This is a genomic window from Actinomycetota bacterium (assembly GCA_019347575.1).
Lineage (GTDB): Bacteria > Actinomycetota > Nitriliruptoria > Nitriliruptorales > Nitriliruptoraceae > JAHWKY01.
The window spans coordinates 65991-79658 of sequence record JAHWKY010000014.1 but is presented as its reverse complement, the minus strand read 5'-3'; the positions used below and the strand labels follow the sequence as shown (position 1 = coordinate 79658).

The 13668-nt window shown below is 71.9% G+C and carries 13 protein-coding genes; 7 read left to right on the top strand and 6 right to left on the bottom strand.

The annotated features are described in order from the left end of the window. Positions 1–117: 117 nt before the first annotated feature. Genes KY469_11440 through KY469_11430 form a run of 3 tightly spaced genes read right to left on the bottom strand, consistent with a single transcriptional unit; the run spans position 118 to position 3582 of the window. A complete protein-coding gene (locus KY469_11440; protein ID MBW3663703.1) occupies positions 118–705 on the bottom strand; it encodes a hypothetical protein in 588 nt (195 codons plus the stop codon). 46 nt (positions 706–751) lie between these two features. Then, complete coding sequence (locus KY469_11435) at positions 752–2818, bottom strand: glycosyltransferase (protein MBW3663702.1); 2067 nt, start codon at positions 2816–2818, stop codon at positions 752–754. Further along, positions 2818–3582: a class I SAM-dependent methyltransferase gene (locus KY469_11430; protein MBW3663701.1), complete on the bottom strand. Its 765-nt coding sequence runs from the start codon at positions 3580–3582 to the stop codon at positions 2818–2820. Before KY469_11430 ends, KY469_11435 begins: the two co-directional genes overlap by 1 nt. Between KY469_11430 and KY469_11425 the strand changes: the two genes are divergently transcribed. Genes KY469_11425 through KY469_11410 form a run of 4 tightly spaced genes read left to right on the top strand, consistent with a single transcriptional unit; the run spans position 3581 to position 8314 of the window. After that, positions 3581–4996: a sulfatase gene (locus KY469_11425; GenBank protein MBW3663700.1), complete on the top strand. Its 1416-nt coding sequence runs from the start codon at positions 3581–3583 to the stop codon at positions 4994–4996. The two genes, KY469_11430 and KY469_11425, sit on opposite strands and share 2 nt — an antisense overlap. After that, positions 4993–5835, top strand: a complete 843-nt coding sequence (locus tag KY469_11420; protein ID MBW3663699.1) for a class I SAM-dependent methyltransferase — start codon at positions 4993–4995, stop codon at positions 5833–5835. Before KY469_11425 ends, KY469_11420 begins: the two co-directional genes overlap by 4 nt. Continuing rightward, positions 5832–6788: a glycosyltransferase family 2 protein gene (locus KY469_11415; GenBank protein ID MBW3663698.1), complete on the top strand. Its 957-nt coding sequence runs from the start codon at positions 5832–5834 to the stop codon at positions 6786–6788. Before KY469_11420 ends, KY469_11415 begins: the two co-directional genes overlap by 4 nt. Continuing rightward, positions 6785–8314, top strand: a complete 1530-nt coding sequence (locus tag KY469_11410) for a glycosyltransferase (GenBank protein ID MBW3663697.1) — start codon at positions 6785–6787, stop codon at positions 8312–8314. Before KY469_11415 ends, KY469_11410 begins: the two co-directional genes overlap by 4 nt. A gap of 17 nt (positions 8315–8331) precedes the next feature. On the opposite strand, the gene KY469_11405 is transcribed toward KY469_11410, so the two are convergent. Then, positions 8332–9009 carry a hypothetical protein gene (locus tag KY469_11405; GenBank protein MBW3663696.1) on the bottom strand — a complete coding sequence of 226 codons (678 nt, stop codon included), beginning with the start codon at positions 9007–9009 and terminating at the stop codon, positions 8332–8334. Positions 9010–9110: 101 nt separating this feature from the next. Here KY469_11405 and KY469_11400 point away from each other — a divergent pair, with 101 nt between their 5' ends. Then, positions 9111–9926 (top strand): hypothetical protein, encoded by an 816-nt coding sequence (locus tag KY469_11400; protein ID MBW3663695.1) that lies wholly within the window; start codon positions 9111–9113, stop codon positions 9924–9926. Here the strand turns inward: KY469_11400 and KY469_11395 are convergent. Together KY469_11395 and KY469_11390 are read right to left on the bottom strand one after the other, a co-directional pair. Beyond that, on the bottom strand, positions 9919–10914 hold the full coding sequence (locus tag KY469_11395; GenBank protein ID MBW3663694.1) for a glycosyltransferase: 996 nt from the start codon (positions 10912–10914) through the stop codon (positions 9919–9921). The two genes, KY469_11400 and KY469_11395, sit on opposite strands and share 8 nt — an antisense overlap. Beyond that, complete coding sequence (locus KY469_11390; protein MBW3663693.1) at positions 10911–11855, bottom strand: glycosyltransferase family 2 protein; 945 nt, start codon at positions 11853–11855, stop codon at positions 10911–10913. The genes KY469_11395 and KY469_11390 overlap by 4 nt, the downstream gene beginning before the upstream one ends. A gap of 96 nt (positions 11856–11951) precedes the next feature. Here KY469_11390 and KY469_11385 point away from each other — a divergent pair, with 96 nt between their 5' ends. Both KY469_11385 and KY469_11380 read left to right on the top strand, forming a co-directional pair. Beyond that, positions 11952–12647 (top strand): NTP transferase domain-containing protein, encoded by a 696-nt coding sequence (locus tag KY469_11385; GenBank protein ID MBW3663692.1) that lies wholly within the window; start codon positions 11952–11954, stop codon positions 12645–12647. Next, the gene (locus tag KY469_11380) at positions 12635–13639 is read left to right on the top strand and encodes a GDP-mannose 4,6-dehydratase (protein MBW3663691.1); all 1005 of its coding nucleotides are present in this window, start codon (positions 12635–12637) and stop codon (positions 13637–13639) included. The genes KY469_11385 and KY469_11380 overlap by 13 nt, the downstream gene beginning before the upstream one ends. Positions 13640–13668: the final 29 nt, after the last annotated feature.

The window sequence follows — 13668 nt, the reverse complement described above, 5'->3', positions numbered from 1 at the left end:
GCTGGGTGAGGAGTCGCAGGTAGGCGAGGAACAGATGGCCTGCCGGACCGGGCGTGCTGCCGGTGCAGACGGTTGCGAGGTGTTCGAGTCGTCGCTTCAGCAGGCGGCGGGGGCGTCTCACGCTTCAGGGACGTCGGGACCGTAGTGCTCGACGACACGGGCCGGTGCCCCGACCGCGAGGCTGAAATCGGGGATGGGATCGAGCACGACCGCGTTCGCCCCGACCACGCAGCTCCGTCCGACCGAGTTCGTGACGACCGCCCCGGTCATGATCCTCGTGTCCGCCCCGATCGTGATGGGCCGGAAGTCGAAGCCCTGTTCGTCCATGGGCGTCGTGGCGTCCCGGAAGCGGTGGGTCCCGTCCGCGATCAGAGCGCGTCCGATGGCGCACCGCTCGCCGATGGTCACCGTCGTGGAGCACTGGATGACGGTGTCGTAGGTGAACACCGCCCCGTCACCGATCGTCACCCGCCCCGCATCGGCGATCTCGCAGGTGAAGCCGCGCCGGAACTCGACGTCACGACCGACGATGAGCCCGCCGAGGTAGGGGATCGTCAGGTGGAAGCCCGGTCCGACGTAGCAGCCGGGGCCGAACCGGACGGTCGTGTGGCGGTGCGTGACTTCGACCGACCATCGCCGCAGCGTGGACGCCACACCCCGCAGGGTCCGGTACCGCAGCTTCCACGGCAGGCGTTCGAGGTCCATGCGCGGGAGCTTACGGCGGGCTTCGTGACACGCGGGGGACCAACCTTCAGAGCACGATCGTGCGGCGGCGTGCCGATCCGGCGATCAGCGCGGACTCGAGGACCGCGTCGCGCAGCAGCGCGTGGGCCCACCAGCGGGGACGCCAGCCGTTGCGGCGTCCGTGGGCGAGCACCCACGCGAGCAGCGCGCCGACACCCGCGCCCCGCCGTCTCAGGACCAGCAGCCCCACGCCGGCGAGCAGCAGCGGGCGGACAGGTCCGGGGACGAGCACCCGCGCCCGGAGGAACTCGGTGCGCAGCTCGGGCACCTCGTCGACGAGTCCGGGGAACCCCCCCGCCATCCACCAACGGCGCAGGTCGTCCCGCAGGTCGGGTGGGAACACCTGGTGGCGCACGACGGCGTCCTCGGTGTGCGTCGCGGCGCCCTGACGACGGACCCTCCACCCCAGCACGGTGTCCTCGCCCATCCCCAGTGCGCGCTGACTACGGCCGGGGCGGAAGCCCACGCGGGCACCGAGATCGGGATCGAAACCGCCGGCCCGCTCGAACGCGGCACGTCGGTAGAAGACGTTGCAGGTCGCGTAGAGGCCGTCACCGGGGGCAGCAGCCACCGTGCGGTCGAGCGGCGTGACGGGGCCCGCCGCGCGGGTCCGTCCCTGCACCACGTCGGCGCCCCGCTCGAGCTCGCGGACACCGGCGGCGAGCCAGCCGGGGTCCGGGATGCAGTCGCTGTCGGTGAACGCGAGGTAGTCGGCGTCGGAGTTCGCGACGCCGCGCCGGCGCGCCTCCACCGCGCCGACGCCTGATGTCGTGACGACGCGAACGTCGAGCCGGTCGTGGAAGCCGCGTGCGACGTCGCCGCTGTCGTCGGTCGAACCGTCGTCGACGACCACGACGTCGAAGTCCTGCATCGTCTGGGCGGCGAGACCCTCGAGGCAGTCGCGCAGAAGTCCGGCGCGATCACGCACTGGGATCACGACCGAGACGTGCCCGCCCGCAGTCGCTGCGGCTGACGTCCGTGCGGGCGCGACGCGGGGCCTGCTCCGCACCGGCGCGGGCGCGCCGACGAGTCGCGCGTAGAGCGCCTCGTGGTCCTGTCCGACGACGTCCCACGACCACCGAGCGGCACGGTCCCGGCAGCGCCCGGGTGTCTCGGGGCGCCGCGCGAGTTCGATCGCCCCATCGATCGCCTCCGCGAACGCGAGCTCGTCAGACGGATCCGCCAGGCGCCCCGTCTCCGGAGTGACGATCCCCAACGGTCCGCCACGGGGTGCGGCGACGATCGGTGTGCCGCAGGCGAGCGATTCGAGCAACCCCAGACCGAAGGCCTCGTCATGAGCTGCGCTCACCGTCACGGTGGCCTGCTGGTAGCGGTGGACGAGCGAGGCCAGATCGCCCGCGCCCAGCACGTCGACGCGTGCGCGGACGTCCGCCGCCGTACCGCGCAGCGCCCACTCCGGGTCGCCGGGACCCGACAGCAGCAGCCGCGAACCCGGATGCCGGTCGAGGACGACGGCGAACGCGGCCACCATCCGATCGAGACCCTTGTAGGCGGTGTCCGGTCCGAGGTTGCCGCTGACGAGCAGCCGAGGAGGACCCGCGCGCACCCCCGGCTCGAGCGGGAACCGTGCCAGGTCCACCCCCGGAGTCAGCATCTCGGCTGGTCGGCCCGCGGCGGCCCGGAGGTCGGCGGCGATCTCGGGGTTCAGCGCCGTCACGACGTCGCAGGCGTGGGCCGCTCGCTCCCACGCCGAGGTCCGCAGCTCCTGCGGTGCGACGTAGCCCAGCAGCGTGAAGACGGTCGGCCGCCGCACGGCGACGCCCGCGAGTGCGAGGTTGGGGACGAACGCGTGGACCACATCCGGGCGCGTCCGCAGCAGCGTGAGGGCCGTGCGCACGGTGAGGGTGAGGTCGTCGGGCGAGACGTGCGGGTCGTGCGGGCGCAGGGCGGTGCTGCGGCTCCCGTCCTCGTGGTGGATCTCGTCCGCGGACGCGACGACGACCTCGACCTCGTGTCCGCGCTGCACGAGGTAGCGCGACAGCTCGTGCAGGTAGCGCTCCCCGCCGCGTCGGACCTGCGGCCACGCGAACAGGTGCAGCAGCGCGATGCGCACTACCCCGTTCCCCGGTCGGCAGCGCCCAACGCGGGCGCAGGTGGCTGCTGCGCCCACATCCAGCTGAACAACGTCCCTGCGTTGGCCACCTCGCGCACCTCGAGACCCGCGTCGGTGACGACGGCCCTCATCCGATCCACGGGCACGCGTGCGCCGATGAACGGCGCTGCCTCCCGCGACCGCGCCGCCTGGGACCCCAACCCGAGTCTGGCTGCCAGGACGCGGGCGCGCCGCTGCAGCGCCCACCACCTGGCACGTGGCTGGCCGTTCCACTGCACGACGAGAAGCCCGCCGGGACGCAGAACCCGCGCGGCCTCACGGATGTAGGCCGCGACGATGGTCGGGTCCGGGATGTGCTGGAAGACGGTGTAAGAGAGCACGACATCGACTGAGGCATCCTCCACGGGCCCGAGCGACGCGCCATCACCGACGATGAACCGGACCCGGTCGTCGGGGACCAGCTCGCGGGCCCGCTCGATCATGCGGGGCGAGATGTCCACACCGATGACCGTGTCGAAGCGGTCGGCCAGCGCCCGACAGATCCGGCCGACGCCGCAGCCGATCTCGAGCGCGCGGTCGTGGCCAGGCAACAGGTGCTCGTGCCGGTCGAGCGCGTACGTGACCACCCGGTCACCGTCCGCCAGGAAGCGCTCGACGTCGGGCGCGTCGTAGTCCAGGGAGGTGTCGACGTACCACAGCGCGTTCTCGCCCGCGCGCTCGTCCCAGTACCGGCGTGCGTGGCTGGTCGTATCATCCTGTCCCATGCGCCCCAACATCCTCCTGCTGGTGCTCGACACCGCGCGCGCTGATGCCTTCGAACCTTACGGGGCAGCGCGCGGCGCATCACCAGCCGTCGCTCAGCTGGCGGCCAGCGGCGACCACGCTCCGCTGGCCTACGCGCCGAGCAGTTGGACCGTCCCCAGCCACGCGGCGATGTTCGCGGGGACTCTGCCGCGAGCTCTCGGGTTGGGGCAGGCGCCGGGAGGAACGCCCGCGGGGGTCCGCGAGGTGGTACGGCAGCTAGCCCCACGGCTCCTGCCCACGGTCCTGCAGCGTGCCGGGTACACGACAGCCGGGGCGAGCTGCAACAGCTGGATCAGCCCGGCGACCGGGTTCGACACCGGCTTCGAGGTGTTCGAACACGTCGACCTTCCACGCGCCGACGTCTACGGCGGGGGCGGCATCCTCGGCTCCCTCCGTTGGCTGTGGCACGGTGCGCGGGCGCAGCTCGACGACGGTGCGGAGGCCGTGGCGACGCACCTGCGACGGTGGTTGGACACCTGGAACGGGAGCCAGCCCTTCTTCTGGTTCGTCAACCTCGTCGAGTGCCACTCGCCCTACCTGCCCCCCCGTCCCTGGAACGACCTCCCGCTCCGCGAACGGTTGCGCGCCGCGCGGGACGTCCCCCGCTACCAGAGCCTCGAAGCCGTGTGGCGGCACTGCACGACCGGTGAAGCGGTGCCGGACGAGGCGCTCGCACGGATGCGTCATCTGTACGCCCGCTCCATCCTGGCGCTCGACGACTGGATCGGTCGGATCCTCGGGTTGCTCGACGACCACCGCGTGCTGGACGACACGATCGTCCTCGTCACGTCGGATCACGGCGAGAACTTCGGCGAGGGCCACCTCATCGGTCACGCCTTCTCGCTGGACGAGCGCCTCATCCGGGTCCCGCTGGTCGCGCGAGGCCTGGAGCTGTCGGACGAGCCGTTCGGCCTCGAGCGACTCCCCATCACGATCGCTGAGACGGTCGGTCTGAAGGCACACCCCTGGGCCGCGACGGACCGTTACGGGGCGGTCGCCCAGTTCGATCCGCTGGTCGCACCGGATGCGCGAAGGCTGGACGAGGTGACCGAACGGTGGCACCTCGACGAACGCGGCCGGCGGATGTTCTCCGAGCCACTCACGAGCGTCACCGATGGTCGCCACAAGATCCTCCGGTGGGGTGAGCAAGAGCTGGTGTACGACCTCGCGGAGGATCCGCTGGAGTTGCGTCCGCGCACGACCACCCCCCCTGACCCCGCCCTCGCCGCCCTTCGACGGACGCTGCGGCGCCCCGAGGTCTGGGACACCGCGGCTCCCACGGATGCCGGCGGGGCGGGGCCGGACGCCCGCAACGAGCACCACGACGACGTCGAGGCTCTGGAGGCGCAGATGCGTCTCCTGGGGTACCTGTGACCGCCACACCGGACCCGGAGGTCGTCCCGCCCGACGTGTCGTCTGCCCGGCGTGCCGTCGCCGAGGTGCCCCTCTGGTACCACACGATGGAGCTGGCTCCCTCGGTCGTGACGCCGGGTTGGTTCGACCTGCGTCCACGCGTCGACGTGCTGCCCTGGCCGGAGCTGGCTGGCGCACGCTGCCTCGACCTCGCCACTTGGGACGGCTTCTTCGCGTTCACGATGGAGCGCGCAGGCGCCGCGGCGGTGGTCGCCACCGATATCGAGGACCACGCGGACTGGGACTGGATGATCCGTGCACGTGAGAGTGGCGTCGCCGCGATGGCCGGCATGGCCGGGCAGAAGGGGCGTGGGTTCGAAGTGGCGCGGGAACTCCTACGATCGCAGGTCGAGCGCCGCTTCATCAACGTCTACGACCTCTCGCCCGACCGAGTCGGGAGCTTCGACGTCGTCGTGTTGGGATCGCTGCTGCTGCACCTGCGCGATCCACTCCGCGCACTCGAGGCGGTCCGCAGCGTCTGTGACGGCTGGCTGCTGTCCATCGAGCCGGTGGACCTCGCCACGAGCGTGCTACACCCACGACGGCCGCTGCTGTTCATCGAGGGGCGCAACGGCAGGTGGACGCTGCCGAACACCGCGGGGCACCGACAGCTCCTGCACATCGCCGGGTTCGATCTGGAGGAGCAGACATTGCTCGACGAGCCGCTGGGGGCCGGTCACCCCGCCGTGGCCGAGCGGTCGCGTCAGAACCTGCGTCGACGCGCTACCGATGCCGTGCGGCGCCTGCGGTTCGGGGGGACCGGCATGCCCACCTCCGCGGTGCGGTGCCGTCCGTCGTGACCGACACGACCCAGGTGACGGTCGGCATCGTGTCGTGGAACGTCGCCCACCACCTGGCCCGGTGCCTGGAGTCGCTGCCTGCGGCACTCGACGGCCTCCCGGCCGAGGTCGTCGTCGTCGACAACGCCTCGTCCGACGACAGCGTGCAGGTCGCGGAGGCAGCAGGTGTGAAGGTCGTGCGGTCGCCGCGGAACCTCGGCTACGCCCGCGCCATGAACACCGCGCTGCGTGACTCGCCGGCACCGGTCCTCATCGCGCTCAACCCCGACACGGTCCCGCCACCGCGCTCGTTGCGCCAGCTCGTCGAGGAGCTCGAGCGCCGACCTCGAGCCGCGGTCGTGGGGCCACTGCTGCGGCGCCCCGACGGTACCGTCGAACACAGCGTCCACCGCTTCCCGAGCCTCACGCTGCTCGCCGTCGCCAACCTCGTGCCCCCGCGTCTGCTGCCGCGTGGGGTCCGCGACCGGTTCTGGCTGACCGGGGCGGTGCGGCCGGGCCGGACGTGCGAGGTCGACTGGGTCGTGGGTGCGGTACACGTGCTGCGTCGATCGGCGCTCCCCGACGGCGGGCCGTACCGGGAGCGGTGGTTCATGTACGCCGAGGATGTCGACCTGTGCTGGCGCCTGGCTCAGGACGGGTGGGGGACGTGGTTCGTCGGCGACGTCGAGGTCGAGCACGTCGGAGGCGCATCCGCACGGCAGCGCGCCGGGGCGGCTTCGGGACCCCCGTGGACGGCCGCCACCTACGACTGGTACGAGCTCGCCTTCGGCACGCTCCGGACGCGGGTCTTCGCGGCGCTCAACCTGCTCGGTGAGCTGCGCGTCGCGCTCGGCCGGCTCGTGGCGTCGGTATCCCGTCCCGGCCGCGACCCCCCGGCACGTCGCCAGCTGCGTGCTGACCTGCAACTCGCCGGCCGCCACCTGCGCGTCGTCTTCCGGGGAGCCGGCGGATGAGCTCCTCGCCCCAGGACCTGACGGTCGTGATCCCCACGCGCGACCGCTGGGACATCCTGCGCCGGACCATCGCGGCGCTCCGGTCCCAGACCGTGCAGGGCTTCGAGGTGGCGGTCGCGGTGGATGGCCTCGACCAGGCGGTTCCCGACGATCTCGACGTGAACCACGTCCTCGTCGATGCGCACGCGGGACCCGGCGCGGCCCGGAACCGGGCCGTTGCCGCCACGGAACGCGACCTGGTGCTGTTCCTCGGGGACGACATGATCCCCACGCCGGTCCTCGTCGAGGGACACCTCGATCTCCACACCGCGCACCCGGAGCCAGAGGTGGCGGTGCTCGGGCACGTGCGCTGGCATCGCCAGGCTGGCGGACGGCGGATCCGCTCGTGGCTCGACTGGTCCGCGACCCAGTTCGACTACGTCCAGCTCGACGGGTGGGCGCACCGGGACGTGGGCTTCGGTCGGTTCTACTCCAGCAACGTGTCGGTCAAGCGGACGCTGTTCGAGCGCGTCGGCGGGTTCGACCCCGACTTCATCTTCTACTACGAGGATCTCGACCTCGGTTACCGGCTCGGGGAGGCTGGCCTCGTGCTGCTGTACGAACCACAGGCCATCGCCGAGCACCTGCACGGCTACGACTTCGACCAGCTGCGGAACCGGTTCGCTGGCATCGCGGTGGGAGAGCGGCTGATGGCGGACACCCATCCGTGGTTCGACCCCCCGTACTTCCACGAACGGATCGCGCGCGCCGCCGCGCAGCCCTCCGTCCGGCCGCTATGGGCCCGTCTGGTCGACCTGGTTCCGGCGGGATCGCGTGCCCGAGCCGCGCTCGAGTGGCGCGCCGATCGCTGGTACCTGCAGCAGGTCGCCGATGACTTCCTCGCAGCCTGGGCGCGTGCCGAACACCTGCTGGATCTCCGGCGCTACCTCGGCGAGGACTTCGACGCATCCCGGCTGTTGCGCCCCGCGTCGACGGCCGCTGCCACAGCCGCGGAGGCGTCAGAGGAAGCGAGGTTGTACGGCCTCACCGCGAGCGCGCTCGCGGGAAGGACCGAGCCCTACCTCGACGAGGTGCGACGGCACGTCCCCCGTGGGGCGCGCTTGCTCGACGCGGGGGGCGGCGGAGCGGACGGGCTCGGACTGCTCGATGAGGGCTACCACGTCGACTTCGCCGAGGTCGGCCCCGCGGGCCGCTACCTGAGGTGGCGACTCGAGCGGCGAGGGATCGACGCGCCCATCCACGACCTCGGCCGCGACGAGCTCCCCGCTGGCTACGACGGGGCGTTGGTCCTCGACGCCATCGAGCGGCTCGCCGATCCGCGAGACTTGCTCGACCGGCTCGAACGCTCCGCCCGGCTGGTGGCGGTCACCGTCCCCGATGACGATCCGGGTGGTGGTAACGACGCCACGGGCCGACGCCTCACCGTGGGGGATCTCGTGGGACGTGCCCGCGCGCGAGGCATCGTCTCGCAGACGGTGCACGACGGAGGCTCGCAGCTGCTCCTGTACCGTGGTACGCCGAGGTGACGGGTTCGTTGCCCCCGTCACGCCAGGAGCCGTCCGAAGGCTCGGTGCAGTGCGAACCCCACCTCGATCGCGACGGCGAGCGGTGCGAGCGCGGGGCGGATCGGCGGAACGGGGTACCCGAGCGCGCGTGCGTGGGTCGCGGACGCACACGCGAAGCGCGCGCGTTCGAGTGCCGTCAGGTCCGAGCCGCTGTCGTTGCGCGCGTCGTGGACGACCTTCGTCCAACCGATGGGGCCAGCCGCGGACGGCAGTCCGAGCCACGCCGCGAGTGAGGACCCCGTGCCTACCGGCTCCTCCACGAACCGCTCGTAGTGGACGAGCTGGACCCGGACCCGTGGCAGCAGCGGCTTGCCGATCAGGGTGAGGATGGCGCGGGTGCCCGTGCGCCACTCGTGCATGGCCGTCTCGAAGCCGATCCCGTCGCGGCGCGCCGCCGCGATCGTGTCGAGGCCCTCGCGCACGACCAGCACGACGTCCACCTCGGGGAGAGGTCCGATCAACGGATCGAGGTCGTGTGGGGCGTCGATCAGCGACAGTGACCGCGCCCGGTCGGGTGTGCGCACCCCGGTACTCGCGGTGCCGCCGAGGGCCCGGGCGTGCACCGGGTGGACGTCGGGGTGGTGCGCCAACTGGTGGGCCACGTGCGCCCCCCCGGCGTGCCGTGAGGCGGAGACGACGAGGATGGGCCGGCTCACGTGACCTCCGGCGGGGACGCAGTCCGGCTGGGAACGTAGCGGCGGCCAGGGGGCGACCGGGTGGCAGTAGGCTCCGCGCCCCGACGTGCGGATGGAGGAGCGTGCGCTCACCGCGAGTGGAGGGCGAGCTGGCCGCTGCGGTCGCGGCGGTCCCGCACTGGTACCACACCCTCGACCTCGGTTCCGGCGTGGTCACTCCCGGCTTCTTCGACCTGCGGCCCGTGGTCGACGACCTCCCCTGGCCCGACGTCCGGGGCAAGCGCTGTCTCGACGTGGCGACGTTCGACGGCTTCTACGCCTTCGAACTCGAACGCCGCGGAGCGGCCGAGGTCGTCGCGATCGACCTCGATGACGCGGTCGACCTCGACTGGCTCCCGCGTGAGCGCCCCGAGGAGCTCCTTCGGGGCGACGAGCGCGTCGGTGATGGGTTCCGTGTGGCGCATCGGGCGCTGAGCAGCCAGGTCGAGCGGCTGACCTGCAACGTCTACGACCTCGATCCCGGCGTGCACGGGATGTTCGACGTCGTCGTCTGTGGGGCCCTGCTGCAGCACCTGCGCGATCCGTTCGGTGCGCTGCTCGCCATCCACGGCGTCTGCTCGGGCCAGCTGCTGTCCGTCGAGCACGTGGACACGCGCTCGTCGTTGCTGCACCGGCGGACTCCGTTCGCGCGGATCGTGGGTCACGATCGCACCTGGTGGCTCCCCAACGTGCGTGGCCACGTTCAGCTGCTGCACCAGAGCGGGTTCGACACCGAGCCGGGCACGATAGTGGGCATCCCCTGGGGTCCCGCCGGTGAGCCCGCGCCCGAGGGACTACGGGGTCGGCTCCACTGGCTCGTCCAGCACCTCGGCTGGCGCCTCGTCGCTGGCTCCCCGCATGTCCCGTTCTCCGCGGTCACCGCGCAAGCGGTCAGATGAGCACGATGTGGGCCCGCACGGCTGCCCGGACGGTCACCGCAGCCTCGAGCACGTCGCCGACGAACAGCCCCGCCACAGCGGTGGGGCGAGTCGCGCCCCGCACTGCCAGCACGCCGTCCCCACGCACCCGGAAGCGCACGTACGGCAGCAACGCCACGGCGGCCAGCAGCGCTCGACGCCATGACCTCGGTCGCAGCGACCAGGCCAGCATGCCAAGGGCGCCGAGGAGGGCCGGCGGGTGGGACCGCTGGTAGACCCACGGCCACGGCAGCTGCGCGCGCAGGCCGGGGTGCCGTGCCACCACATCCGGGACCCCAACGCGTCGGAACCGTGCCCGCCACCACGCCCCGAAGTCCGACGCGGTCACCTCGTGCACCACCACCGCGTCGGGCGCGAACCGTGCTTCGGCTCCTCGCCCGAGGGCGCGCCAGCCCAGGTCGGTGTCGTCACCGAAGTTCAGCCGGAGTTGTGCCGAGAAGGATTCGTCGAAGCCGCCCAGTTCCTCCAACAGCGACCGGCGGTAGGCGATGTTGCAGGTCGGGAACCACGGCACTGGCGCGTCCACCTCGACCCAATGGCTGAACGGTCCCGCTGCCGCGAGTCCGTCGGGATCGGCGCAGGTCCTTCCCATGACGACGTCCGCTCCCCGATCCGACGCAGCGAGGACGGCCGCCAGCCACCCTCGGTCGGGGACGCAGTCGTCGTCGGTGAACGCGACCACGTGGCCGCGCGCCGCCCGCCACCCGGCGTTGCGCGCCGGGCCCGGTCCCTCGTTCCGTGGGCGTCGGAGCACGTGTACCCGGGCGTCGTCCCGGGCGAAGTCCTCCAGGATGTCGGCGGTCCCATCCGTCGTGCCGTCGTCGACGACGATGATCTCGTAGGGCTGCTCGATGTCCTGCGCCTGCAGCGCACGCACGGTCAGACCTACGTGGTGGCGCCGCTGGTAGGTCGGCACCACCACCGAGATGCAGGGGTCGGTCGAGGTCACGGCCGGCGACGGTAGCGCTCGACGACCGTCGTCAGGCTCTCGCGCCACCACCCCACGGTGCGTGCGAGCTCGACCATCCCGCGGATCGCGAACGAGCGTGTGCCGGTGCGTCGCCGCCACCAGTGGTGGATGCGGTCTCGCAGGTACCACCACCCGGCGCGCACACCGCCGAGCCGGGCGACGTCGGCCTCCTCGGCGTGCAGGCGTCGGTCGGACCGCCCCTGCTGGTACGCGCGGGCGACCAGCCACCTCAGCCGCAACCGTTCCGACGGCACGTCGTGGGTGACCGCAGCTCGCGGGATCCAGCCGATGCGTGCTTCCAGCGACCGTGCGCGTCGCACGAGATCGAGGTCGTCGTTGGTGAGGTGGCTGCCGGGGCGGGGACCCAGGCGGGGATCGAACCGCAGGGTGCGGAGCAGCGCGGTGCGGACGATCGTGTTCGCCGTGAGCACGAACTCGTCCGTGTCGAGCTGGCGGGCGTCCGGTCCGAGGTCGATGGCGGTCACGAAGCCGTGCAGCGACGGTTCAAGCCAGGTCGGCAGCCGCACGGTCGGGTCCAGCCGGACGGTCCCACCCGCGAGATCGAAGCCGTGGTCGATCGCTCCTGCTATCAGCTCGCGCAGCCAGCCCCGGTCGGGCACGACGTCGTCGTCCAGCAGCGCCGTCCACGGAGTGGTGATGTGATCGATACCCGCGTTGCGGGCGTGGCTCGCGCCCCGCCGCCCCTCGTGGATCACGTGCACGGCGACGCCCGGGACGGTGGCCTCCGGCGGGGTCGCCGCGGAGGACGGGGCCGGGGTCGGAGCGTTGACGACGACGAGGATCTGCCAAGGGACACCGGGGGCGTCGAGATCCGCCAGGGCGCGCAGCAACCGATCGACGGAGGTACCCCAGGCGCGGGTCGCTACGAGGACGGTCACGCCCCGGTCGTCCGACCCCACGTCGCCTCCTCCTGCCGTGGGGGACGGTAATGCCGGGAGGGTCGGGTCCGGTCCTCGGCGTGAGGACGCTCCGGTCGACCCGGTACCGTGCGGCGCATGCGAACCGTGATCCTGTGCGGGGGACGGGGCACCCGCGCCTACCCCTATACCCGCGCCGTCCCGAAGCCGCTGCTCGAGGTGGCGGGCGAGCCGGTCCTGCTGCACCTGCTGCGCATCTACGCGGACCAGGGCTGGACCGAGTTCGTCCTCGCAGCAGGGGCCATGGCGGGGCAGATCGAGCAGTTCGCGGGGCGACTTCCCCGGTCGTGGTCGGTCGAGATCGTCGACACCGGTGACGCAACCGCGACCGGCAGCCGCATCGCGAAGGTCCGCCACCTCCTCGACGGCGCCTTCTTCGCCAACTACGCCGACGGCCTCGCTGATGTCGACCTCGCCGAGCTCCTGGCGTTCCACCGGTCCCATCCCGGAGCGGCGACGCTCACCTCGGTGCCGCTGCCGTCGCCGTACGGGACGCTCGACATCGACGCGACCGACCGGGTCGTGGACTTCCACGAGAAGCCGCAGCTGGACGACCACCGCATCAACGGGGGCTACTTCGTCTTCGACGAGCGGGTCTTCGAGCTGTGGCAGGGCGAGGACCTCGAACGCGAGGTCCTGCCGGCGCTCGCCGCAGCAGGAGAGCTGTACCACCACCGTCACGGTGGCTTCTGGCGCTCGCTCGACACGTACAAGGACGCGCTCGAGCTGGCCGAGCTGGCCTCCGGTCCGGGGGTCGCGCCGTGGCGGAGGTGACCCAACTGGCCGGTGTCCCGGTCTTCGTGACCGGTGGCTCCGGCTTCATCGGCTCGCACCTGGTGCGCCGCCTCGTTGACCAGGGCGCCGACGTGCACGTCCTGACGAGCGGGGTGTCGAGCGTCTACCCGGTCCGGCTCACCTCGCTCCGCGATGTGATCACCCTCCACGAGGGCAGCCTCAGCGACCGCACCGCCATGGAGGCGGTCGTCTCGGCTGCCGCGCCCCGAGTCGTGTTCCACCTCGGGGCGTACACGCACGTCGGCAAGTCCTGGACCCGTACCGACGAGTGCGTGCAGGTGAACGTGCAGGGCACGGTCAACCTCGTCCAGGCCCTGTCGAGCAGGCAACTCGACCGCTTCGTCAACGTCGGCACGTCCGAGATCTACGGGGCGATCGACGTGCCGTTCCGCGAGTCCGATCACCCCCGGCCGGTGTCGCCCTACGCGGTGAGCAAGTACACCGCCGAGATGTACGTCCGGCTGAGCCAGCAGCACGGCGGACTCCCCGCCGTGCTGATCCGGCCCTTCAACGCCTACGGCCCCGCCCAGACACCGGACCGGGTGATCCCCGAGATCATCCTGCGCGGTCTGCGTGGTCAGCCCCTCCTCATGACCCGTGGAACGCAGACCCGCGAGTTCAACTTCGTCGAGGACCTCGTCGACGGGCTCGTGCGGGCAGCGACCGTGCCCGGTGTCGAGGGGGAGCTGCTCAACCTCGGGTGTGGCGAGGAGGTGGCCATCGCGGAGCTGGCCACCACCATCCTCGAGCTCATGGGCGACCCGATCGAGGCGCAGCTCGGGGTACTGGCGGAGCGACCGATCGAGATCCCGCGGATGTACGCCGACGCCAGCAGGGCGCGCGAGCTGCTGGGTTGGGAGCCGCGCCACACGTTGCGATCGGGCCTGGAGCGGACCATCGAGTGGTACCGCGACGAGCTCGACCGTGATCCCGGGTCGCCGTTCATCCCGGGCTTCGAGACAGCTCGGTGAGCTCGGACCCGACGGATCGCGCCGGGGCG